This window comes from Rathayibacter sp. VKM Ac-2801 (assembly GCF_009834245.1).
Taxonomy (GTDB): Bacteria; Actinomycetota; Actinomycetes; order Actinomycetales; family Microbacteriaceae; genus Rathayibacter.
This window is the reverse complement of sequence record NZ_CP047183.1, coordinates 3,455,999-3,479,495: the sequence shown is the minus strand read 5'-3', so window position 1 is coordinate 3,479,495 and position 23,497 is coordinate 3,455,999. Positions and strand designations below refer to the sequence as shown.

Sequence of the window (23,497 nt, the reverse complement as noted above, 5' to 3'; positions counted from 1 at the left end):
CTCCCACCCCGCCACTAGGACCTACCCGACGGCCACCACCGTTGCCTCTCGCGCCTGGACTGGACCGTCCGTCAACCCTTTCTGCGTCCGGGATGGACCCGTTGGGGATGCCCTAGGGTCGCGATGAGGAGAGGATCACCGTGACAGCAGAGGACGTGCGCGACGCCGAGCTAGAAAAGCGGTTGAAGGAGTACGTCCTCGGGCTCGAGGCCTTCGCGGAGGACCGCGGCGTGTTTCGCCGGGATGTACGCGAACGAACGGCGATCGCCCTGATGGCCGACGTGACGGTGAATGCGCTCAACTCTTCCGCTGACATCGTGGCGCTGGTGATGGCGTTTCGCCGCTACCCGGAGGCGCGTCTTGTCTGGGAGCGATATCTGGTGTTGCACCTCTATGAGGGACTCCGGTCGTTCCCGAAGATGATGTCCCAGGTCTCGCAGGAGGCTCGTCGTGTCAGGGATTCGGGAAGTACGGTCATCGATCAGGATGCGATCGACGACGCGAGGAAGACCTTCACCGCCGAGATGAGACCTGTGCTGGACGACGCCACTCTGATGGCTGATATCAAACGCATCAGGAACACGGCTGCCGCCCACCACGGTGCCGACGGTCTTAGCGAATGGGCCCTCGAGGCAGGTGCCCGTCGCGCCGCTAAACAACCGTGGGACCAGAGCCGCCTCGTGGACGCGGCGATGCTCTTCATCGGTGCTGCGGTACGTGCAGGATCGAAGATTTTTAACGCCTTCGATTTAGACGGCATGCCGCCGATGCCGACAAATGAGGTCGAGATGTCGCAGTACCGAGATCGTGAAGCCGCGCTCGACAGGAAGCACCCCGCTCCCCAACAGAGGAAGCAACGCCACCGCCGCTGATGGCCGGTAGGGCGACGCTTTCGACATCGGCAGCCCCTCGGCTCCACTCGACCCGTCAGTCACTACTCGAGGGACTCGAGGCAGTCGCCTTTTGGGTTCTCCTCCGCCGGTGATTAAGCCATCGACCGAGACCGAAGAGGCCGAGAAGGAGCGCGCCAGCGTCGATGATCCAGGTGGACGGGGTGATCTGCACAACGCTCCCGGGTATGAGCACACTGAACCCGGCCACGGTCAAAAGTCCCCACGCGCGCTCCCGTCGGCCCGAACTCGGAGTGACGGACTCGGCCTCGACAGTCTGACCAGCGTTCGGCAGTGAGTGGGTCACCTGCAGCATCTCGATGTCGCCTGCTTCGATGACGAGCCAGTCCGCATCGATGACGGCCACCTCATCGTCGCCTGCCGCGCGCATCAGGATCTCGCCGTTGAGCAGCATTGCGCGGTGGGGGTGTGGGTCCGGATCGTCGTCGAAGTTGGCAAGCATCCCGGAGATCCATGCTCCGGATCGGAGGGTCAGCGCCACCTGCACGACGACCTTCTGGTCGGGGTGCAAGAGCTGAGTCCATGCGGACGAGTCGCGAGGGATGGCCGCCTTCCAGATCATGCTCAGGCCGTGCTCGTGCGCCCACTGAGAGCCGAGGAGGTATCCGAGAAGGGTCGCCAGAATCAGCGCCACGGTCGCGCTGAAGGTCGCCAGTACAAGGTTCTCCGCAACGAACGTGAAGTCCCCTCGGACCAGCTGCACGAGTAGCTCCTGGAGCCCGGGGAGGAAGCTGGCGAGGACGGTCAAGACGAGGGCGAGGGCGGCGTCGCAGAGGGTGCTGACGAAGACAACTGTCGCCGTCTCGCGGATCGCGGAGCGCTTACCGGCCGGGCGGTGCCCTTCTCGAGCGAAGATGAACGCGACGCCAGGGAAGAGGGCGAAGACGTAGATGGCGATCTCCCAGAGAGACGTGGGCACTGGTTCCTCCGGGGGGGGGGCATAATCAGACGTAGGAGGTTCATCATGGCGGACAAGCTCAACGGTCAGTGGCGGACGACCGGCGACTCTTCGAGCTCGCTGGTAGAGAAGGGCCTGCAACCCGCGCGGGTGCAGTACCAGCCTCCGGTGCGCCCCGCGCCTGCGCGCATCCAGCCGCCGCCCGCATCCAAGCGATGACCAACGATCGCGACGACGGTAAGCGGTCGGGCGAGTTCGGAATTCGGCCAGCGCCGGTGCAGCGCCCCGTACCAACACGGCCATCGGCCGGGAAGATCACGCCCCCGCCTTCTGCCAAGAAGAGCTAGCCGTCCCGCTTCGTCATTTCCGTCCGCACCACGCCGCCGGTTGGCTGGAGATGCCAGACATGCCATTGATCGGAGTTTGGCTTGGCGCCAATGGAGCGTCATACGAAGCCGCGCATGTGGACAACGGCAGAGGACTGGGATGCCACCCCGCCCGCTCAACGAAAAGGCAAACGACTTCTACAGCCTGAGCGCGGCAGCAAAACTCATCCATCACCGCAGCGCGACGATCCACTCGTAAATCCGGCAACGTTTCCTCGAGTACTACGAGTTCGACGGCGATCACACGAAGTACGTGAAGCTGGGGAACTCCAGGCCGCGTTTCGGAATCGACTCGTCGAGCGCCGCAGTCGTCCATGCAGCGAAGACAGACGATTCGTCCCCAGGGGTTGACGGCCTCCACGCCGTCCAACCTCCACTCAATAGTGGCGTTTTGGCGCACTATCAGCCAAAAACCTCTCTGCCGCAGCCGCAACGCCAGGTACTTAACATGCGCAACAGATTTAAATCTGCCGGACTCGCGTCAGCCGCGTCGTGGCTCGCGCTCCATATCTTCGCCACCGACCTTCCGTACCGCCTCTTCAAGCCAGCCTCTGCGTCAGTGGGCAGCAGCCGGTTAGCGGGCGTTCACGGCCGAAGGGCGTAGCGCGGGGGCTGAGGCACATGATGGGCTGCCGTACCTGAAAACTGCCGCGCCACTCGCGGAATCTGTGTTCGTCCAACCCTTCTCCATGCCGGCCGCGCGCCCGCACCTTCTTACCCCTGCCTGGATCTGAGCGGTGACCGCTTCCCTGGCACAGTCCTCTCCTACTAAAACGATCGGTTGCGAGTAGCGAGTAGAACCGAGTCAAGCGGCTCGATGCCATCTAGACGCGCTTGCACGTTGATCTCGCGGAGGTCGCATTGGAGATCTCGCTGATCGAGATGCTGCTGAGAGAGGTGGACCCCAACGTCGCGCTAGTGTGCTCCGCTTCATGGTGAAGAAGATCGACGACTTCCTCGTCATCTTCCTTCCCAGCAAGGAGCCCACTCGACGCAAGGCCCTCCTCCAGCGAAGCCGACGCCCCAAGGTGCAACTCGAAAACGCCTCTCCTCCGTGGAAGGAGGAGCTATGTCTTCCATCATTTCAAAAACACTAGCTTCATGGGCACGTGGTCGCCTCGCAGGCGATTCCACGCGCTCGTCGGATCTTTAGCACACGTTCGTCTCGGGAAGACGTCTCGTGGCGAGATGTCTCGCTTTGTGTCCGCTAGGGGGTTTCTGACGTGGAGCGGCACCACAGCTGCCTGGTTCCGGGTGCACGTTGGGCTATTCGTTGCGCTCGGCTGCAGTTCGACGCGCCCCTCACCGGAGGGGTGTAACAGCGGTAAGCCCGTCGTCGTGACCCCGGGGAGCAAGAGCGCGATTGAGGGCTGCCGGGTGAAGGTGCGCCTCGAGTGAGCCGTAGGGCGAGGCGCCGCCTTCGTGTGGCGCATCAACCGATGCGGCCGGATCTCGATCGCTCTACTCAACGCCGCCTCCTTGCTCAGGGAGCGCGGCTTCAGCCGGCCGTCCTTCGAGGTGCGTGGAAGAGTCAGTGCGCACTGGTTCGAGGGGAGATGCCCGTCGCGGCGCGCCCCCTCAACCCCTCACTTCCGCCGGTTCAGCACCTTCGTCCCCACCCCGGCGATCGCCGCTCCGACGATCGGGGCCACAATGAACACCCACACCTGCCCCAGCGCATCCGGCCCCGCGAACACCGCGGCGGCGATCGACCGCGCCGGGTTCACCGACGTGTTGCTCACCGGGATGCTGATCAGGTGCACGAGCGTCAGCGTGAAGCCGATGGCCAGGGGCGCGACGGCCTTGTACTCGCTCTTGGCGGTGACGGAGAGGATGACGGCGACGAAGACGGCGGTCAGGACGATCTCGGTCAGCAGCACCGCGCCAAGGCCGAAGCCGCCAGGCGATCCCGCACCGTAGCCGTTGGAGGCGAAGCCCGAGTCGCGGGCGGCGGCGAGGTAGCCGGCGGGGCCGTCGGCGGCGACGAGGAAGACCACTCCGGCTCCGGTGAGACCGCCGACGATCTGGCTGACGATGTAGCCGGGGATGTGCTTCCACTCTGTCCGGCCGGCGATGGCGAGGCCGATGCTGACGGCGGGGTTGAAGTGGCCGCCGGAGATGTGGCCGACGGCGTAGATGCCGGCCATCACGGTGAGGCCGAAGGCGAGGGCGACGCCGAGGAAGCCGACTCCGAGCGCGTTGCCGGAGTCGGGGAAGGCGGAGGCGAAGACCGCGGTGCCGACGCCGCCGGCGACCAGGAGGAAGGTGCCGAACGCCTCCGATGCGTAGCGCGCTCCGGCCGAGTACTGCTCGGCGTGCTCGGTGCGCTGCTCGCTCGTGGTGCGGCTGGCGGAGTTGGGGCGGGCCATGGTCGTTCTCTCTCTCGGGTCGGGGACGTGCCGCGGGGTCGCCGGGCACCGGGACACTCCAGCACCACGCGGCAGAGCCGGAGCCGGGTCGCGGAGTGCTCTCAGACTCCGCAGCCACTCGCTTCCATGAGCGGCCTACGCGCACTCGCTCCGCGGCCAGGGCTGGAGGCGCCCATACGCAGATGCCAGTCATGGTAGCGGCGGACGGCGGTCGTCACGTCCTTGTCGTGAGGACAGGCGTGAAGCTCCGCCCACCTGGCACGGCGACAGGACCGACGCGGAAGGGAGCCGAGCGGGAGCACGCCGCCACCGCGGAAGCGCCTGACGCGGGCGAGGGCCGCGTGAGAGGGCCCCCTATCGATTCCTAGGAGTGACTCCTCATCCGATTCCAGACGGACTGCAGGCTCTCGCCGCCGACGCCGGCCTCCGCATCCTTCGCCGCGAAGAGCGCCAGTCGCTCCTCCTCCCCGACTCGCACGTGCTGCAGAAACCGATTCAGCGCCGTTTGGGTCAGGTGCCCCAGAGGCGCCTCCAGCATCAGCTCGAAGGGCGCATTGCCGTGAAGGCGCACCATCTCCTGCAGCTCGGGGTGCGTCCGCGCGATGGTCAGGAGGGCCGCCATCGGAGTCGAGTGATTCGACAGCAGGCTGCCCGCGATCCCGAGGTCGCCGAGAGATGCGAGGTGAGCGAAGGCCTCGTCGGACAGGTCCTCGCTCACTGCGGCGAACCACCACTGATCCTCGCGAGAGCCGTGGAAGGCCAGCCATTCGGCACTCCGTCCTGGACTGCTCGGCCAGTGCGGTCCACCGAAGAAGCCTGGGGCCACGGTTCTTCCTTCCTCGACAGAGCGGGACAGCATTCGGCACGGCAACGAGGGTCCCAGGGAGGCGGGCTCGAGTCATCAGAAGGGACGCCCCCACGCAGATGCCAGACACCGTAGCGAAGGGCCGCGGCAGGCATGTCCCCGCACGAAGGACAGGCGGGACTTGCTGCCCAGGTGGCACGACACCGAGCACAGGAACAACCCCCGAGTCCAGCCCGATGTCGCGAATCGCCCCACGCTTCTCCTCCGCCGGTCCCCCTGCTACGGTGCCCTAAACCGGTTTATACAACGGTTCAGAACCCGGCGACGAGCGAAGGAGCTCCGATGGCGAGCAGACCGACGATCCTCGACGTCGCGCGCGAAGCCGGCGTGAGCAAAGCCCTCGTCTCGTTCGCGCTCAACGACCGACCCGGGGTCTCGCCCGACTCCCGCGAGCGCATCCTCCGCGTCGCCGCCGAGCTCGGCTACCGCCCGAGCCTCACGGCCCGCTCCCTCTCCACCAGCGTCTCGTTCGCCGTAGGCCTCGTCGTGGCGCGCGACCCTGAGGTCATCGCGGCCGACCCGTTCTTCCCCTCCTTCATTTCCGGCGTGGAGCGCGTGCTCGCCGAGCGCGGCCGTGTGCTGGTGCTCAGCGTCGTCGACCCGGGCGCCTCCGAGGAGGCGGTCTACCGCACGCTCGCCGCCGACCGGCGCGTCGACGGCGTCTTCCTCACCGACCTCCGCAAGGACGACTCCCGCCCGGAACTCCTCGCCGAGCTCCAGATCCCCGCCGTCACCCTCGGCTGCCTCGACGACTCCACCTCGCCCGCCGTCGTGATGGACGACTCCGCGGGGATCACGGAAGCCGTCAGGCACCTGGCGGGGCTCGGCCACCGCCGCATCGCCCACGTCGCCGGGCCGGACCACCTGCTCCACTCCTCCCGCCGCCGCGACGCCTTCACGCAGGCCTGCACCGAAGCAGGCCTCGAGCCCACGACCCCCCTCGCCACCGACTTCAGCCCGCAGCAGGGCGCCGCCGCCACCGAGCACCTGCTCGACGCAGCAATCCCACCCACCGCCATCGTCTACGCCAACGACCCCATGGCCATCGCCGGCCTCGGCGTCGCGCACACCCGCGGGCTGCGCCTCCCCGACGACCTCTCGGTGACCGGCTTCGACGACTCCGAGATCGCCGCCCACGTCTACCCGTCGCTGACCTCGGCCCGCACGCGCCCCGCGCGCTGGGGCGAGGCGGCCGCCCGCACGCTGCTGGATCTCATCGAGACCGGCAGCGCCCCCGACGTCGACCTCGAGCCCGCCGGGCTCGTCGTGCGCCACTCGACCGCGCCTCCGCGGCCGTCGACCCACTGAAGACGCGGGCGCACCGTCGCGCCCGCCGGACAAGGAGAACACCATGGCCCCCTCGACGACGAGACGCTGGCTGACCGGGATCGCCACCGCCTCCCTCGCGACCCTCGCCCTCACCGCGTGCGGCAACGGCGGCGGAGCGTCGACCGACCTCACCGCCACCGGCCCGATCACCATCTGGTACTCGAACAACGAGCAGGAGGTGCAGTGGGGCAAGGCAATGGTCGACGCGTGGAACGCCGACCACCCGGACGAGGAGATCACCGGGCAGGAGATCCCCGCGGGCAAGAGCAGCGAGGAGGTCATCGGAGCGGCGATCACGGCCGGCAACGCGCCGTGCCTCGTCTTCAACACGGCCCCGAGCGCGGTCGGCCAGTTCGAGCGCCAGGGCGGCCTCGTCGACCTCTCCTCCTTCGACGGAGGCGCCGACTACATCGAGAACCGCAGCGGCGATCTCGCCGAGCAGTACCAGAACGCCGAGGGCGCGTACTTCCAGATGCCGTGGAAGAGCAATCCGGTCGTCATCTTCTACAACAAGGACATCTTCACCGCGGCGGGCCTCGACCCCGAGAACCCGTCGCTGTCGACCTACGACGACTTCCTCGCCACCTCGAAGACCCTGGTCGAGTCGGGAGCCGCTCCTGCCGCGATCCAGCCGGCGCCCACCAGTGAGTTCTTCCAGACGCAGTTCGACTTCATGCCGCTCTACGCCGCGGCCACCGGAGGCACGAGCCTCGTCGAGGACGGCAAGGCCACCTTCGCCGACGACGCGGGCTACGAGGTCGCCGACTTCTGGAAGAGCCTCTACGACCAGGGCCTCGCCGGCCGCGAGCAGTACCAGGGCGACGCGTTCGCCGACGGCCAGGCCGCGATGTCGATCGTCGGCCCGTGGGCGGTCTCGGTCTACGACGACCTCAACTGGGGCTCCGTCTCGGTGCCCACGCCCGACGGCACGCCCGCCGAGGAGACCTGGACCTTCAGCGACGCGAAGAACGTCGGCCTCTACTCCGCCTGCGCCAACAAGGGCACGGCCTGGGAGGTGCTCAAGTTCGCGACCAGCGAGGACCAGGACCGCTCCCTCCTCGAGACCACCGGCCAGATGCCGCTGCGCACCGACCTGCAGACCACCTACGCCGACTACTTCGAGGCGAACCCCGCCTACCAGCGCTTCGGCGACCAGGCGAGCCGCACCATCGAGGTGCCGTCGGGCCCGAACACCGTGCAGATGCTGCAGGCGATCCGCGACGCATGGGGCAAGACGGTCATCTTCGGCGAGGGCGACGTGAAGTCGGCGCTCGACGGAGCGGCCGAGACCGTCACCGGGCTCGCCGGCCAGCAGTGACCCGGCCGTGACCACCCTCACCCGCCGGCCCGCGCCGGCCGGGGCCCCGGGGAAGCGGAGCCTTCTGCACCGCGTCCTCGGGCCCCAGCCCCTCGGGCTGCTGTTCGGCAGCCCCTACCTCCTCTTCGTCATCGCGGTCTTCGCGTTCCCGGTCGTCTACTCGGTCTGGATCGCGTTCCACGACTTCTTCTTCGCGGCTCCGGGCGTGCAGGTGGAGCGGCCGTTCGTCGGCCTCGACAACTTCGTCACGGCGTTCTCGAGCCCGCAGGTCATCCGCTCGTTCGGCAACATCGGGATCTTCCTGGTGATCAACGTCCCGCTGACCGTGGTGCTGTCGCTGCTGCTGGCCGCGGCGCTCGACAAGGTCGTGCACCTGCGCACGTTCCTCCGCGTCAGCTTCTACGTGCCCTACGTCACGGCGAGCGTCGCGGTCGTCGGCGTCTGGCTGTTCCTCTTCAACGGGAACGGGCTGGTCAACAGCCTCCTCGGGCCGCTGGCGCCGAACCCGTCGTGGCTGATCAACGAGCAGCTCGCGATGCCGATCATCGCGCTCTACGTCACCTGGAAGCAGCTCGGGTTCTACATCCTGCTGTACCTGGCGGCGCTGCAGAACGTGCCGAAGGAGCTCTACGAGTCGGCCTCGACCGACGGCGCGGGCCGCATCCGCCAGTTCTGGTCGGTGACCGTGCCGAGCGTGCGGCCGGCGACCCTCCTGGTGCTGCTGGTCTCGACCGTCACCGGCGCGAACCTCTTCACCGAGCCCTACCTCCTCACCGGCGGAGGCGGCCCGAACGGCGCGTCCGCCTCGCCCGTGCTGCTGATGTACCAGCTCGGGATCCAGCAGGGGCAGCCCGACGTGGCCTCGGCCATCGGCGTGGTCCTGGTGCTGCTGGTGCTCGTCATCGCCTATCTGCAGAACCGCTTCGCGGGGGAGAGGAACTCATGAGCACCCTGTCCAGTGCCGGAGGCGCCGCCTCGGCCGTGCCCGCCGCCGCAGCCCCGGAGAAGACACCGCGGAGGCGCCCCGTCGGCTCCAGCCGCGGAGCCGTGATCCTGCGCGGCGTCGTGCTCGCCATCGGCGCGATCGTCTTCCTCTTCCCCTTCTACTACATGATCGTCGGCTCGCTGCAGACCGATCCCGACCCGACCCTGGCCGGCGCGATCCCCGAGCCCGGCAACCTCACGCTCGACAACTACGTCAACGTGAACGAGCGGATCAGCCTGCTCACCGGCCTGGTCAACTCCGGGATCTTCACCGGCGGCGTGCTGGTGTGCACGGTGTTCTTCGGCGTCCTCGCCGGGTACGCGCTCGCGATGCTGCAGTGGCGCGGGCGCAACGCGGTGTTCGCGCTCGCCCTGCTCGTGCAGGTCATCCCGTTCCAGCTGCTGCAGATCCCGCTCTACGTGCTGATCGCGCGCGACTACGGTCTCGCCGACACCCACCTCGGGATGATCGTGCCGTTCGCCATCAACTCGACGGCGGTGATCATCTTCCGCCAGTACTTCCTGCAGCTGCCCAAGGAGCTGTTCGAGGCGGCCCGGATCGACGGCGCCGGCGAGCTGAAGCTGCTGTGGACCATCGCGCTGCCGCTGGTGCGGCCCGCCCTGGTCACCGCCGTGCTGCTGACCTTCATCGGCCCCTGGAACGAGTTCCTCTGGCCGTTCCTCATCACCAAGGACGCGTCGCTGCAGCCGCTCGCCGTGTCCCTGGCCAACTACATCTCGAACGTGGCGTCGTCGACCGACAACCCGTTCGGGGCGATCCTCGCGGGAGCCGTCGTGCTCGCCGCCCCCGTCGTGGTGCTGTTCATCGTGTTCCAGCGCTACTTCGTCTCGACCGATATCGGATCCGGAGTGAAAGGCTGACCATGGCTCCCACCCCCACCACTGTCCCCTACCGTCTCGAGCGCCTCGGCGTCGTGATGGAGCCCGTGCCGGGCGAACCGCTCGAGGCCGAGGGGGTGCTCAACCCCGGCAGCGGCCGCGGCCTCGACGGCGAGCTGTACCTCCTGCCCCGGATGGTCGCCGCCGGCAACGTGTCCCGCGTGGGCCTCGCGCGCGTGGTCGTCGAGGACGGCGTGCCCGTCGGAGTCGAGCGCCAGGGCGTCGTGCTCGCGCCCGACCGCGGCTTCGAGCGCGGCGCGCGCAACTCCGGCGTCGAGGATCCGCGGATCACCTTCATCGACGCGCTCGGACTGCACGTGATGACCTACGTCGCCTACGGGCCGCTCGGGCCCCGGACGGCGCTCGCCGTGTCGGAGGACCTCCGTGACTGGCGGCGGCTCGGCCCGGTGACCTTCGCCTACGACGACGCGCTGGACATCGACCTGGGCCTGTTCCACAACAAGGACTGCGTGTTCTTCCCCGAGATCGTCGAGGCGCCCGACGGCACCCGCTCGTTCGCGGTGCTGCACCGGCCGATGTGGGACCTCAGCGAGACGAAGGGGGGCGAGGGCATCCGCCTCCCCGCCGGGATCACGGACCCGCGGCAGAGCATCTGGATCAGCTACGTGCCCGTCGACGACGTCGATCGGGACCTGGCGAACCTCACCCGCTGGACCCGGCACCGCTTCCTCGCCGGCCCCGAGTTCCCGTTCGAGGAGCTGAAGGTCGGCGGCGGCCCCGTGCCGCTGCGCGTGCCCGAGGGCTGGCTGCTGATCCACCACGGGGTCACCGGAGTGATCGACAGTGCGTTCGCGCAGCAGCAGCACGTGAACTACTCGGCCGGAGCGATCCTCCTCGACGGCGACGACCCGTCGAAGGTCATCGCCCGCACCGCCGAGCCGCTGCTCGAGGCCGAGACGGAGGAGGAGCGCAGCGGCATCGTGCCGAACGTCGTCTTCCCGACGGCCATCGAGGAGATCGACGGCCAGCACTACGTCTTCTACGGCATGGCCGACTCGAAGATCGGCGCGGCCCGGCTCGTCCGGACCGACGGCTGACGCCCCCCACCCGCACCACCCCGCACCACCCCACCCCTGGAGAGTTCGATGACGAACCTGCTCACCCGATCGGCGGCCGTCCTGGCCGCCGCCGCCCTCACCGCCGGGGGCCTCGCCCTCGGCGCGACGCCTGCGCAGGCGGCCGAGCCGCTGACCAACACGGCGCACCTCGACTTCCTCCTCGACACCGCGACCATCGCGGCGCCCGAGCCCGGCCACAGCACCTACCGCCTCGCCGAGGAGCCGGAGCTGGTCATGCCGTGGACCTACGCCGACGCCCGTGACGGCGGCACCTTCGAGCGGGTCGGCGGCGGCCGGCTCGACCCGGCGACCGGCGACTACGAGCAGGGGGCGTACAACACCGACGACATCTCGCGAGCCGCGGTCGTCTACCTCCGCCACTGGCAGCGGACCGGATCGACCGAGAGCCGCGAGAAGGCCTTCGAGACACTCCGCGCCCTCGCCTACTTCCAGACCACCGAGGGCGAGGACGCCGGGAACGTCGTGCTCTGGATGCAGACCGACGGCGAGCTCAACGCGAGCGCCGAGCCGGTCGAGCTGCCCGAGCCCAGCGACTCCGAGGACAGCTACTGGCTCGCCCGGACCCTCTGGGCGCTCGGCGAGGGCTACGCGGCGTTCCGCGACACCGATCCGGAGTTCGCCGCCTTCCTCCAGGAGCGGCTGCGGCTCGGAGTCGGCGCGGTCGACCGCGAGGTGCTCACCCGCTACGGCGAGTACGCGGAGGCCGACGGGGTGAAGGTGCCGGCCTGGCTGATCGTCGACGGTGCCGACGCCACCGCGGAGGCGCTGCTCGGCCTCTCCGCCTACCTCGAAGCCGCTCCCGACGACACCGCCGTGCGCTCGAGCACCGCCGAGCTCGCCGAGGGCGTCGCCGCCTACGCCCGCACGACCACGGAGGCGGACACCACCGCCTGGCCGTACGGCGCGATCCTGCCATGGACGAAGTCGCGCACGCTCTGGCATCCCTGGTCGTCGCAGATGGCCGGCGGACTCGCCGCGGCGTCCGAGGCGCTGGACGACTCCTCCCTCCTCGACCCGGCGATCGTCGACGGCGCGCGCTTCGCGCCGGAGCTGCTCACCGCCGGCGGACCGGACAACGGCTACAACCCGACTCCGACCGACCGCGTGCAGATCGCGTACGGCGCCGACTCCCGCCTGCAGAACTCGCTCGCGCTGGCCGACGCCACCGGCTCCAGCGCCTTCACCGACCTTGCGGCCGTGCAGGGCGCCTGGTTCTTCGGCCTGAACCGCAGTCTCGCGCCGGTCTACGACCCGGCGACCGGCATCGTCTTCGACGGCGTGCAGCCCGACGGCTCCGTGAACCGCAACAGCGGCGCCGAGAGCACCATCCACGGCCTGCTCGCGATGCTCGCGCTCGACGAGCGGCCCGAGATCGCCGACCGCGCCCGCTCCGTCGCCACCGAGCGCTCGCGCGACGGCCTGACCCTGGTCGAGGCCGAGAGCGCCCGCGGCGGCACCGTCGTCACCCCGGAGTCGTCGTGGACCGGGGAGGCGGGCTGGAGCGGCTCGTACCTTTCGCTGAAGGATCCGCGCCGCGCGGTGTCGATCCCGATCGGATCGTCGTCGCAGGACCGCGTCGTGGAGGCCGTCATCGATCAGCCGCAGCGCGGCACCGAGCGCACGCCGCTCAGCGTCTGGACGTCGGGCACGCGCCCGCTCGACCTGCTCCGCTCGACCGTCGGGTCGCAGGGGGTCACGGAGGCGTCGGGCGCGCTGCTGCCGCAGAAGCTCCGCCGCACCGTGCCGGCGGGCTCCTCGAGCGTCGAGGTCCGCCCCCTGAGCGGTGAGACGCGCCTGGACGCGCTGCTGGTGCGCCCGCTGGTGTCGCGGCTCGTGGTCGGAGGCGAGGGCGGCCGCACCGAGCTGATCCGCAACTCCACCGACGGTGTGCGCACCACGGCGATCGGCGTCTCGGGCGGCTCCGGCACGCTGCGCGTCTACGACCGCGACGGCGCCCTCGTGCGCGAGACGACGCCGTCCGGCGCCGTCGCCGTGCAGCTCCCCGCGCAGGGCTTCGCGATGTTGATCGGCTGAGGCGTCTCGCTGGTCGAGTAGCCGCGCAGCGGCGTCTCGAGACCCTCCGCGCGCATCCGGAGATACGCCCGCTTCGCGGGCTACTCGATCAGCATGTGGGCGCGAGCCCTCGGAAGTCGCGGTACTCGCGTTCGAGTACCGCGACTTCTGCGTTGTCGCGGGGCGCCTCCTCCCCTTGGTGGTCGAGTAGCTGCGCAGCGGCGTATCGAGACCCCGCGCCGTGCGACTCGCGGAGGCGCCTTCGGGGGAGGGGCGTCTCGCCGAGGGAGCGGCGCCTCGGCGGCGACGAGCCCGGGCCGTCGGCGAGACACCGCGTTGAGTGCCGAGACACCGCTGACGGGGCGGTGTCTCGGCGAGGGGGCGGCGCCTCGGGGCATGCGGCCGCGGGAGACTTCTGCGGAGTCGCGGGGCGCCTGCACCCGTCGGCGGTCGAGCAGGCGCCGAGGGCGGCGTATCGAGACCCGCGTGTTCGGCGGGGCGGATCTCGATACGCCCGCTTCGCGGGCTACTCGATCGGCATGAGGCTGCGGGAAGCCGCTCGGATGTGCGGAGTCCATCAATCCGATGAGAGCGCTCTCTCGAAAACGCTTGACCTCGTCGCGGGGCCGTGCGTAAGCTCGCCGCACACCACGTGAGAGCGCTCTCACATACGCGGTACAGCACGCGTGAGAGCGCTCCCAGGGGTGCCCTCACCACCATCACGAAGGAGTGACCGTGCCCTATTCACGACGCACCAGGATCGCCTCGGCGATCGCCGGCGCCTCGGCCCTCGCCCTGATCGTCACCGGATGCTCGTCGGGATCCGACGCCTCCGAGGGCGGCGAGGTCGAGCTGACCGTCACCACGTTCAACGCCATGGGCTTCGACGAGCTCTACGACGAGTACGAGGCCGCCAACCCCGGCATCACCATCGTCCCGAACAACATCGACACCGGCGGCAACGCCCGGACCGACGCGTTCACCAAGCTCGCCGCCGGCTCCGGCCTCGCCGACGTCGTCGCCATCGAGGAGGGCTGGCTCGGCTCCGTCATGGAGGTCTCGGACCAGTTCGTCGACCTGCGCGACCACGGCATCGAGGACCGCAAGGCCGACTGGGTCGACTGGAAGTACGAGCAGGCGACCGACCCCGAGGGACGCGTCATCGGCTACGGCACCGACATCGGACCCGAGGGCCTCTGCTACAGCACGGCCGCCTTCGAGGCCGCGGGCATGCCCACCGACCGCGCCGCCGTCGCCGAGATGCTCGGCGGACCGGACGCGACCTGGGACGACTACTTCGCCGCCGGGCAGAAGTACCACGACGCCACCGGCAAGGCGTGGTTCGACCACTCCGGATTCGTCTGGAACGCCATGGTCAACCAGCTGCCCGAGGGGTACTACACCTCCGACGGCGAGCTGAACATCGAGGGCAACCCGGAGCTCGAGGAGCGCTGGAGCCAGCTGACCGACGCCACCGCCTCCGGCCTCTCGGCCGCGCAGAAGGCGTGGGACTGGAACAAGGGAAAGTCGTTCACCGACCAGACCTTCGCCACCTTCGTCTGCCCGGGCTGGATGTTCGGCACGCTGAAGAGCAACGTCGAGGCCGGCGGCGGAAGCGCCGAGGCCACCGGCTGGGACTTCGCCGACGTCTTCCCGGGCGGCCCCGCCAACTGGGGCGGCTCGTTCCTCTCGGTCCCGACCCAGTCGAAGCACCCCGCCGAGGCCGCCGCGCTCGCGTCGTGGCTCAGCGAGCCGGAGCAGCAGCTGAAGGCGTTTGAGGCGGCAGGACCGTTCCCGAGCACCCTCGCCGCGCAGGAGGAGCTCGCCTCGGCGGCCGCTCCCGACCCCGGCATGAACGACTCCCCGACCGGCGCGATCCTCGCGCAGCGCGCCGAGGGCGTCGTCGCCCAGTACAAGGGCCCGGACGACTCGCTGATCCAGGAGAACGTCTTCGGACCGGTCCTGCAGAAGGTCGACCGCGGCGAGATCGACGGCAAGGAGGGCTGGAACGAGGCGCTCCAGCTCCTCGGCGAGCTCGTCGACTGATCCGGTCGGGCCGACGCCCGGGGGCTGACGCCTCCGGGCCGACGCCCACCCGATCCGGGAGGTCCGGCCGCCACCGGACCTCCCGGTCCCCGTGCGGCCGGGCCTCCCGGATCCCCGGACGGCCCCGCCGCACGAGACGTCCTCCCGGCGAACCCGCCGCCCGAGACCTCCACCGGCCGGCCCCGCCGCACCCCCCTCCGACTCCGACTCGACCTCGAAGAGAGCGCCATGACGAGCACACTCACCCCGCCGGCCACGGCGACGCCCCCCGCGGGGAAGCGGCGCCCGGCGCCCCGACTCCCGCTGACCTTCCGCCAGCGCGCGAGCCGCTTCGACGTGAAGGCCTCGCCCTACCTCTACATCTCGCCGTTCTTCCTGCTCTTCGCGCTCACCGGCGCGTTCCCGCTGGTCTACACGCTCGTCGTCTCGCTCTACGACTGGCAGCTGCTGCAGGGCCAGGGCGACTTCGTCGGGTTCGCGAACTTCGCGGCCGTGCTCGGCGACCGCTTCTTCTGGAACTCGATCGTCAACACGCTGAGCATCTTCCTGCTCTCCACGATCCCGCAGCTCGCCGTCGCGCTGCTGCTCGCGGCCGCCCTCGACCAGGCGCTGCGGGCCAGCACCTTCTGGCGGATGAGCGTCCTGCTGCCCTACATCGTCTCGCCGGTCGCGGTCGCGCTGATCTTCTCGAGCGTGTTCAGCGACCAGGAGGGCCTGATCAACAATCTGATCGGCCTCGTGGGCATCAGCCCGATCGAGTGGACGAACGACCGCCTCGCCAGCCACGTCGCGATCGCGACGATGGTCAACTGGCGCTGGACCGGCTACAACGCCCTCATCCTCCTCGCCGCCATGCAGGCCGTGCCGCGCGAGCTGCACGAGTCGGCCGCGATCGACGGGGCGAACGCGTTCCGCCGCTTCCGCTCGATCACGATCCCCAGCATCCGGCCGACCCTGATCTTCGTGATCATCACCGCCACCATCGGCGGCCTGCAGATCTTCGCGGAGCCGCGCCTGTTCGACGTGTCGAACGCGGGCGGCATCGGCGGCTCGGACCGGCAGTTCCAGACCACCGTCCTCTACCTCTGGGAGATGGCGTTCTTCCGCCAGAACTTCGGCGAGGCGGCCGCGATCGCCTGGCTGCTGTTCCTCCTGATCGTGCTGATCGGCCTGCTGAACTTCGCGATCTCGCGGCGGATCGCCTCCGTGGAGAACCGGATCTCGAAGCGGCGCTCCGCCCGCCCCGCGACCGCCGACGAGATCGCCGCCGCGGACCCCCTGCTCACCACCACCGGCCTCGGCCAGAACGAGAGCGAGCGATGACCGCCCCCGCCACCTCCGCCGCCTTCCCGGTGCGCCGCGTCCGTGCCTCCCGCGCCGGCCGCGTCGACCGGCCGGGCTTCCTCACCTACGGGTTGCTGAGCGCGTTCATCCTCGGCTCGACCTACCCGCTCTGGTGGTCGTTCGTCGTGGCGAGCGGCTCGAACGCGACCCGCAGCGAGACCCTGCCGCTCGTCCCGGGCGGCAACTTCCTCGCCAACGCCTCGCAGGTGCTGACGGCGATCCCGTTCTGGACGGCGCTGCTGAACAGCGTCCTCGTCTCGGGGATCATCACGCTCTCGGTCGTGTCGTTCTCGACGCTCGCCGGCTACGCCTTCGCGAAGCTGCAGTTCCGCGGGCGCGACGGTCTGATGATCGGAGTCGTCGCGACCATGGCGATCCCGACGCAGCTGGGCATCATCCCGCTGTTCATCCTGATGCGGCAGCTCGGCTGGACCGGCTCGCTCGGCGCGGTGATCGTGCCGACGCTGGTCACCGCGTTCGGCGTCTTCTTCATGCGGCAGTACCTGGTCGACGTGATCCCGGACGAGCTGATCGAGGCGGCGCGCGTGGACGGAGCGAACCAGTTCCGCACGTTCCTCACCGTCGCGGTGCCGGCGGCGCGGCCGGCCATGGCGATCCTCGGGCTCTTCACGTTCATGATGGCGTGGACCGACTTCCTCTGGCCGCTGATCGTCCTCAGCCCCACCAACCCGACGCTGCAGACGGCGCTCGCGCAGCTGCAGTCGGGCTACTACGTCGACTACTCGATCGTGCTCGCCGGCGCCGTGCTCTCGGTGATCCCGCTGCTGGTGCTGTTCCTGCTCGCCGGGCGCCAGCTCATCGCGGGCATCATGAGCGGAGCGGTGAAGGGCTGACGCCCGAAGGCTCCCGCGGGACCGGGTCGGGGGACATCGGATCCGCGGGACGGGGGCCTCGGGCCCGGGGCCGTGGTGCTCCGGGTCCGGGGGTCGGGGGCGGATGCGTCCGCTGTCGCTCGATCCGGCGTGAGGCGGGCGAGCACCCCGACCCGGTGCCCGCCGCCTAGGCTGACGCGGAGGAGGCGACATGGAGGCGGAGGACCGGCGCGACGAGGAGACCTCGGGCGACTCGTCGCCGCAGCGTCCGGGGGACGGGCCGTCGCCGTCGGAGCAGGCGCTGCGCGCCATCCGCGACGTCGCGAACGGGGCGGATCCGACGAGCGAGGCGTTCCGGCTGTCGAACGACTTCACCGACCGGCAGTCCGAGCGGTTCCGGGGCTTCCTCGCGCGCTTCCGTCGCAGGCGCTGATCGTCGCGGCGCTCCCCGGCGCCGGCGAGGGGTGACCGGTCGCCCACCGCGCGAACGGCCACCGCCCCGACAGTGCGCTCCTGCTCCGCCCAGCGTCACCCCCGAATGGCCGCGATCCGCGCCCGTTCGCGCCGAGGACGCGGTCCGCGGGCCCGCTCCTCCGGCGCTCGGCTAGCCTCGGAGGCACCCGCGAGGAAGGCCTGCATGACCCACGACACCGCCTCTGCCGCCCCGACCCTCGAAGCCGTCGCCGCGCTGGCGGGAGTCTCCCGCGCCACGGTCAGCCGGGTCGTCAACGACTCTCCGCGCGTGAAGGACGGCGCCCGGACGGCCGTGCTCGCCGCGATCGAGCAGCTCGGCTACGTGCCCAACCGCGCCGCGCGCTCCCTCGCAAGCCGCCGCACGCAGACCGTCGCGCTGGTGGTGCCGGAGTCGGCGGCGAAGGTGTTCGCGGATCCGTTCCTCGCCTCGGTCGTGCAGGGCGCCGCGATGGCCTTCGCCGGCACCGAGTACACGCTCACCATCGTGATCGCGTCGGAGGCGGCGCCCGAGAAGACGCGGCGCTACCTGCTCGGCGGCAACGTCGACGGCGCGCTGGTCGTCTCGCACCACAGCGGCGACCACTCCTACGCGCAGCTCGGCGCCTCCCTCCCCGTGGTCTTCGGAGGGCGGCCGCTGACGGAGGAGGGCGGCAGCTACTTCGTCGACGTCGACAACACCGGAGCGGCGCGCACGGTCACCGAGCACCTCCTGAGCCTCGGCCGCACGGCCCCCGCGATGATCGCAAGCCGCCAGGACATGCCCGCAGCGATCGACCGCCTGGCCGGCTGGCGCTCGGCCGTCACCGCCGCGGGCCTCGACGACTCGCTCGTCGAGTACGGCGACTACTCGCCCGAGGACGGCGCGACCGCGATGCGCCGCCTGCTCGACTCCGGTCGGCCGATCGACGCGGTCTTCGCCTCCAACGACCAGATGGCGGCGGGCGCCCTGACGGCGCTGCGCGAGCGCGGCCTCACGGTGCCGGGCGACATCGCGCTCGCGGGCTTCGACGGCGACTACTTCGCCGAGGCGAGCGAGCCGCGCCTCACCACGGTCCGCCAGCCCTCCACGGGACTCGGCGAGGCGATGGCGGACGTGCTGGTGCGCCTCCTGGCCGGCGAGGAGGTGCAGCGCGTGACGCTGCTGCCGACCGAGCTGCTGGTGCGCGGATCCACGGACGCGGGCGCGTGACCCTGCGCTGACGCGCGCTGATCCGCTCGTTGAGTCGCCCGGATCGGCTCCCCGCTGCGGCGTGTCGCGAGCCGATCCGGGCGACTCAGCGCCGGACGGGTTCGTCGGGGACGTCGAGCAGGTGGAAGGGGCCGTCGGGGAGCGGCCCTGTGCTCCACAGTGCGACGACGGCCCAGCCGAGGTCGGCGTGGGCGACGGCGCCCTCGGGCAGGGTGCGGGTGAAGAGCGCGTAGTCGACGCCGTCGAGGGGGAGGGCGCTCACCTCCCACGCGGGCCGGTCGGCGGCCAGCTCCTGAGCCCGGGCCTCCGCCGCGACAATCGCCGCTCGCGTCCGGTCCCCGGGCAGGCCGGCGGGGATCGCCGAGAGGAGGAGCGAGCCGATCGCGAGCGCGGCCGTCGCGACCGGGTCGGTGACCACTCCGTGCACCGAGCCGCGCGGCCCGAGGCGGACACCGGTCAGCCGCAGCGTGCGGACCGAGTACGAGCCCCCGTCCCGCTCGGCGCGGACCGAGAGGTCGTCGACCGGGCCGTCGTCCGTCCGCCCGCTCCCGACGACGGACCACGGATCGGAGACGGGGACCAGCGCGCGCACGCCCTCATCCGACTCCCTGCGGCGCCGCCGGTCAAGGCGCATCGGGAGGACCGCCGCTGAGTCGCCCGGATCGGCGGCCCGCTACGGCGTGTCGCGAGCCGATCCGGGCACCTCAGTGCGCGAGCCCGGACGTGCGGCTCAGAACTCCTCGTAGTTGTAGGGCTCCGGGTCCGCGTCGATCACGGGACGCGCGATCGTGGCCCGGTTGCTCTTGATGCGGGAGCGGATGTCCTCCACGGCGGCCTCAACCGCGCCGGTGGTCGACTCCTCGTCCTTGATGGAGACCTCGACGGGCACGGCCACCAGCTCGCTGCCCGCGTCGAGGGTCATCTTCGCCTCGATCAGCTCGCCGTCGTCGGTGAAGGCCGGGACGGTGACCGCCTCCGAGTGGTCCTGACGGTCGATCGCGGTCACGAGATCCAGGAGGGCCTCGGTCACGGCGTCGGTCGTCACGAAGCTCTTCGAGGCGTAGGTCAGCTGCTGCATGGCTCCTACTCTCCCGAACGCGGGCGGCCCTCGCGCGGGGTTGCGCCTCGTCCGCCCACGCCGTAACGGAGTGGAACTCGACCCGAGACGGCCGCAGGAGTCAACCCTCTGGGCCGCGACGCGCGGGTCGGCTTCCCTGATGGCGGGGCCTCGGGAGGAGGCGCGGGGCGTCTCGGGACCCCGAGGCCCCGGCACTCGATCGGGAGGGGACCGGATGAGGCGGAGCGGCCGAGGACTCCGCGGCGACCGGGCGTTCCAGGGTGCCTTCCTGCTCGGCGTCGGCCTCATGGCGGCCGTGGACGAGATCGTCTTCCACCAGATCCTCGCCTGGCACCACTTCTACGACCGCTCCACTCCGGCGATCGGCCTGCTCTCGGACGGGCTGCTGCACGCCGTCGAGGTCCTCGCGCTCGTCGGCGGCGGCTTCCTGCTCGCCGATGCCCGGCGCCGATCCGCTCTCCGTCCGCGCACGGCGTGGGCCGCGGGGCTCACAGGGGCGGGCCTGTTCCAGCTGTGGGACGGGGTGGTCGACCACAAGCTGCTCCGCGTGCACCAGGTGCGGTACGACGTCGACCTGCTGCTCTACGACGCCGTCTGGATCGCCTCCGGAGCGGTGCTCCTCGCGGCAGGGCTCCTCCTCCTGCCGCGGCGACGACGCGCGACGGCGTGACTCCGCACGCCGACCACCCCCTCCTCGACCCGGGCCTGCTGCTCCTGGTCCCGCTCGCCGCGGCGGCGGCACTCGGAGTGGGCGCCGCGGCACTCGAGCGGCGGCGCGGACGGCCGTGGCCGCTCCACCGCACCGCACTGCTCCTGGGCGGGCTCGCGACGGCGGCGCTCTGCTTCACGGGTCCGCTCGCGGAGTGGTCGCACGCGGATCCGCGCGGGGCGATGCTGACTCACCTCGTCCTCGGGATGCTCGCGCCGCTCCTCCTGGTGCTCGCGGCGCCCGTGACCCTCGCCCTGCGCGCGCTCGACGTCACCGCGGCGCGACGCCTCTCGCGGCTGCTCCGGAGCCGCCCGGTGCGGATCCTCGCCCACCCGGTGACGGCGCTCCTGCTCTCGACCGGCTCCCTCTGGCTCGTGCACGCGACCGGGCTGCTCGCCGCCGCGCACGCCGATCCGCTGCTGCACCTCGTGCTCGGCGTCCACTTCCTGCTCAGCGGCGTCCTGCTGACGGCGGCGCTGGCCGGAGTCGACCCGAACCCGCACCGCGCCCCGTTCGGCCTGCGCCTGGGCGTGCTCGGAGCGGGCATCGCTGCTCACGCACTGCTCGCGACCGTGCTGTACGCCCAGGCGCCGGACGAGGTCGGTCGACAGGCCGCGCTCCTGCTGTTCTACGGGGGCGACGTGCTCGAGACGGTGCTCGCGGTGATCGTCTGCGCCCAGCGCTACGCGGCGACGGCGCCCCGGCAACCCCCTCTGCCGAGTGCGTCCGGCTCCCTACGCTCGGACGCATGCTCCTCATCTTCGGGACCCGAGCCGTCGAGGACCTCCTCCGGACGCTCGTCTTCGTCTGCCGCGTCTGCGGGCAGCGCGACGAGCAGCGGATCCTCCGCCGCCGGACGCGCCTCTCGCTCTTCTTCGTCCCCGTCCTGACCGTCTCGACCCGCTACCTGCTCGAGTGCTCGCACTGCGGGACCGTGTCCCCGATCGGCAAAGAGGAGGCGCAGGGCTCCGTCCGCTGGGCCGGCAACTCCGACCAGTGACCGCCGCTCCCGGCGGGAGGTGCGGTCGGCTGGGGAGGTGCCGGCGTCTCGGGCAGTGCGGGCGGCTGGGGTGGTGCGGGCGTCTTGAGCAGTGCGGGCGTCTCGGGAGGTGCGGGCGGTGCGCTCAGCGCACCGGGGCCGGCACCGCCGCGGGCCGGGCGGCGGCCGAGGCCGCGCGCCGCGTCGCCCAGTTGTTGAGCAGCAGCGCCGTCACGACGATCGCCGCGCCGAGCAGGGCGACGGGCCCCGGCCGGTAGCCGCCCGCCATGCTGATCGCGAAGGTCGTGACCGGGACGAGGTTCTGGAAGAGCGTGCCGTTGAGGGCGCCGAGCAGCTTGATGCCCGTGTTCCACAGCAGCACGGCGACGACGCCGGCCAGGAGGATCAGGTACGCCAGCTGCGGCCAGGCCGCGAGCACCTCGGCTCCGGTCGGCGGGTGCGCGGAGCCGGTGGCGGTCGCCACGGCGACCGCGACGGCGATCGACGGGCAGCCGAGCGCGGTGGTGAGCGTCGAGTACCGCAGCGCCGACCAGCCGGGGAAGGCCGCCGCTCCGCGCGTGTAGACGACCCAGCAGATCGCGCCCAGCAGGGCGAGCAGCTCGCCGAACCCCAGCTCGCCGTCGAGGAGGAGGGCGACGTCGCCGCGGGTGACGACGAGCGCGACTCCGGCGAGCGCGAGCAGGATGCAGCCGACAGTGGCCGCCGGCGGGAGGCGCCGGGCGCCGATGCTCGCGAGCACTGCGCCGATCGCGGGCATCATCCCCATCATCAGGCTGACGTTCGGGGCCGAGGTGAACCGCAGAGCCGTGAAGGCGAGCAGGCCGAAGCCGGCGAATCCGGAGGCGCCGAGCAGCGCCAGCCGCCACCCGCGGCCGTCGAGCCGGAAGGCGCGGAGCCCCTCCGCCCGGGCGAGCAGCGCGGCCAGGACCACGGCGGCGGCCGTGTAGCGGATGAGGGTCATGAAGAAGGAGTCGACCGTCGCCGCGATGCTGTCCGCGACCGGGAGCATGCCGCCCCAGAGGATCGGCGGGATCAGGCAGAAGAGCAGACCTCGCGACCGCATGGCGCCCCCGACCCGTCGGCTGCGGCCGCCCCGGGTGGGGGCCGTCGCTCGATGGTGGACCCCGGCGGCTCGGCGCACAAGAGCACCGCCGACCCCCGCTCCGCCCGCCCCCGCCCGCCCCGCCCGCGCCCACCCCCGATCCCCTCCGCGAGATGCCACTTCGGTACGCGACACGCCGCGCGAGGCGTACCCAAGTGGCATCTCGCGGAGGGGTTCCGGGACGTGGGCCGGAGGAACGGCCGGGTCTAGGGTGCTGGCAGAGGGGCGGCCGCCGTCGCCTCCGATCGCCCGTTCGAAGGAGAACACCATGCACCGTCGTCTCACGGCCACGCTCGCCGCGATCGCCCTCGCCCTCGGAGGCGCAGTCGCCGTCGCGACCCCTGCCTCCGCCGGCCAGCTCGTCTACCAGAACGGCGGCCCGGGCAACTGCTTCGAGGTCCGTTCGCAGCGCGACTCCCTGGGGCGCGCGCAGGTCACGGTGTGGTGGCACTGCAGCGAGGCCCGCAACGTGAAGGTCATCTGGAACAACGGCCCGGACAGCGGCTGCAACAAGATGAGCGTCATCAACCGCAAGTTCAGCGACAGCTCGGGCGTCCAGTCCCGCTTCGACCGCCTCGTCTCCTGCTGACCCGGCCGCGCCGCCCCTGCTCCCTCCCGCGAGATGCCACTTCGGTACGCGACACGCCGC

General features: G+C 70.8%; 22 protein-coding genes. 16 read left to right on the top strand and 6 right to left on the bottom strand.

Annotated features, from left to right (window positions below):
• Window positions 1-140: 140 nt before the first annotated feature.
• Window positions 141-872: a hypothetical protein gene (locus GSU45_RS16260; RefSeq protein WP_159916532.1), complete on the top strand. Its 732-nt coding sequence runs from the start codon at window positions 141-143 to the stop codon at window positions 870-872.
• 55 nt (window positions 873-927) lie between these two features.
• Here GSU45_RS16260 and GSU45_RS16255 read toward each other — a convergent pair whose 3' ends face one another.
• Window positions 928-1,830 carry a DUF6338 family protein gene (locus GSU45_RS16255; protein WP_159916530.1) on the bottom strand — a complete coding sequence of 301 codons (903 nt, stop codon included), beginning with the start codon at window positions 1,828-1,830 and terminating at the stop codon, window positions 928-930.
• 45 nt (window positions 1,831-1,875) lie between these two features.
• Here GSU45_RS16255 and GSU45_RS16250 point away from each other — a divergent pair, with 45 nt between their 5' ends.
• Entirely contained in the window at window positions 1,876-2,028 is a 153-nt protein-coding gene (locus GSU45_RS16250) for a hypothetical protein (RefSeq protein WP_159916528.1), read from the top strand.
• 1,753 nt (window positions 2,029-3,781) lie between these two features.
• On the opposite strand, the gene aqpZ is transcribed toward GSU45_RS16250, so the two are convergent.
• Complete coding sequence (gene aqpZ, locus GSU45_RS16245) at window positions 3,782-4,564, bottom strand: aquaporin Z (protein WP_159916526.1); 783 nt, start codon at window positions 4,562-4,564, stop codon at window positions 3,782-3,784.
• A gap of 364 nt (window positions 4,565-4,928) precedes the next feature.
• A complete protein-coding gene (locus GSU45_RS16240; protein WP_159916524.1) occupies window positions 4,929-5,390 on the bottom strand; it encodes a hypothetical protein in 462 nt (153 codons plus the stop codon).
• A 321-nt stretch (window positions 5,391-5,711) separates the two neighbouring features.
• Here GSU45_RS16240 and GSU45_RS16235 point away from each other — a divergent pair, with 321 nt between their 5' ends.
• The 11 genes from GSU45_RS16235 (at window position 5,712) to GSU45_RS16185 (ending at window position 18,959) form a co-directional block, all read left to right on the top strand.
• Window positions 5,712-6,737, top strand: coding sequence for a LacI family DNA-binding transcriptional regulator (locus GSU45_RS16235; RefSeq protein ID WP_159916522.1), 1,026 nt, complete (start codon window positions 5,712-5,714; stop codon window positions 6,735-6,737).
• A gap of 43 nt (window positions 6,738-6,780) precedes the next feature.
• Window positions 6,781-8,076, top strand: coding sequence for an extracellular solute-binding protein (locus tag GSU45_RS16230; protein WP_159916520.1), 1,296 nt, complete (start codon window positions 6,781-6,783; stop codon window positions 8,074-8,076).
• Window positions 8,077-8,140: 64 nt separating this feature from the next.
• On the top strand, window positions 8,141-9,022 hold the full coding sequence (locus tag GSU45_RS16225) for a sugar ABC transporter permease (RefSeq protein ID WP_244248313.1): 882 nt from the start codon (window positions 8,141-8,143) through the stop codon (window positions 9,020-9,022).
• On the top strand, window positions 9,019-9,942 hold the full coding sequence (locus GSU45_RS16220) for a carbohydrate ABC transporter permease (RefSeq protein ID WP_159916516.1): 924 nt from the start codon (window positions 9,019-9,021) through the stop codon (window positions 9,940-9,942). Before GSU45_RS16225 ends, GSU45_RS16220 begins: the two co-directional genes overlap by 4 nt.
• A gap of 2 nt (window positions 9,943-9,944) precedes the next feature.
• Window positions 9,945-11,018, top strand: a complete 1,074-nt coding sequence (locus GSU45_RS16215; RefSeq protein WP_159916514.1) for a glycosidase — start codon at window positions 9,945-9,947, stop codon at window positions 11,016-11,018.
• Between the two features lie 48 nt (window positions 11,019-11,066).
• On the top strand, window positions 11,067-13,094 hold the full coding sequence (locus GSU45_RS16210; protein ID WP_159916512.1) for a hypothetical protein: 2,028 nt from the start codon (window positions 11,067-11,069) through the stop codon (window positions 13,092-13,094).
• Window positions 13,095-13,808: 714 nt separating this feature from the next.
• Window positions 13,809-15,119 (top strand): extracellular solute-binding protein, encoded by a 1,311-nt coding sequence (locus GSU45_RS16205; protein ID WP_159916510.1) that lies wholly within the window; start codon window positions 13,809-13,811, stop codon window positions 15,117-15,119.
• A 228-nt stretch (window positions 15,120-15,347) separates the two neighbouring features.
• Window positions 15,348-16,442, top strand: a complete 1,095-nt coding sequence (locus GSU45_RS16200) for a sugar ABC transporter permease (RefSeq protein ID WP_159916508.1) — start codon at window positions 15,348-15,350, stop codon at window positions 16,440-16,442.
• Entirely contained in the window at window positions 16,439-17,317 is an 879-nt protein-coding gene (locus GSU45_RS16195; protein WP_159916506.1) for a carbohydrate ABC transporter permease, read from the top strand. The genes GSU45_RS16200 and GSU45_RS16195 overlap by 4 nt, the downstream gene beginning before the upstream one ends.
• Window positions 17,318-17,507: 190 nt before the next feature.
• On the top strand, window positions 17,508-17,729 hold the full coding sequence (locus GSU45_RS16190; protein WP_159916504.1) for a hypothetical protein: 222 nt from the start codon (window positions 17,508-17,510) through the stop codon (window positions 17,727-17,729).
• A gap of 204 nt (window positions 17,730-17,933) precedes the next feature.
• Complete coding sequence (locus tag GSU45_RS16185) at window positions 17,934-18,959, top strand: LacI family DNA-binding transcriptional regulator (protein ID WP_159916502.1); 1,026 nt, start codon at window positions 17,934-17,936, stop codon at window positions 18,957-18,959.
• 85 nt (window positions 18,960-19,044) lie between these two features.
• Here GSU45_RS16185 and GSU45_RS16180 read toward each other — a convergent pair whose 3' ends face one another.
• Together GSU45_RS16180 and GSU45_RS16175 are read right to left on the bottom strand one after the other, a co-directional pair.
• Entirely contained in the window at window positions 19,045-19,551 is a 507-nt protein-coding gene (locus GSU45_RS16180) for a hypothetical protein (protein WP_159916500.1), read from the bottom strand.
• Window positions 19,552-19,689: 138 nt separating this feature from the next.
• On the bottom strand, window positions 19,690-20,037 hold the full coding sequence (locus tag GSU45_RS16175) for a hypothetical protein (RefSeq protein WP_159916498.1): 348 nt from the start codon (window positions 20,035-20,037) through the stop codon (window positions 19,690-19,692).
• A gap of 214 nt (window positions 20,038-20,251) precedes the next feature.
• Between GSU45_RS16175 and GSU45_RS16170 the strand changes: the two genes are divergently transcribed.
• Window positions 20,252-20,707, top strand: a complete 456-nt coding sequence (locus tag GSU45_RS16170; RefSeq protein WP_159916496.1) for a DUF2243 domain-containing protein — start codon at window positions 20,252-20,254, stop codon at window positions 20,705-20,707.
• Window positions 20,704-21,636 (top strand): cytochrome c oxidase assembly protein, encoded by a 933-nt coding sequence (locus tag GSU45_RS16165; protein ID WP_159916494.1) that lies wholly within the window; start codon window positions 20,704-20,706, stop codon window positions 21,634-21,636. Before GSU45_RS16170 ends, GSU45_RS16165 begins: the two co-directional genes overlap by 4 nt.
• Window positions 21,637-21,870: 234 nt before the next feature.
• On the opposite strand, the gene GSU45_RS16155 is transcribed toward GSU45_RS16165, so the two are convergent.
• Complete coding sequence (locus GSU45_RS16155) at window positions 21,871-22,809, bottom strand: DMT family transporter (RefSeq protein WP_159916490.1); 939 nt, start codon at window positions 22,807-22,809, stop codon at window positions 21,871-21,873.
• A gap of 307 nt (window positions 22,810-23,116) precedes the next feature.
• Here GSU45_RS16155 and GSU45_RS16150 point away from each other — a divergent pair, with 307 nt between their 5' ends.
• Window positions 23,117-23,437 carry a hypothetical protein gene (locus tag GSU45_RS16150; RefSeq protein ID WP_104238104.1) on the top strand — a complete coding sequence of 107 codons (321 nt, stop codon included), beginning with the start codon at window positions 23,117-23,119 and terminating at the stop codon, window positions 23,435-23,437.
• The last annotated feature ends 60 nt before the right edge of the window (window positions 23,438-23,497 follow it).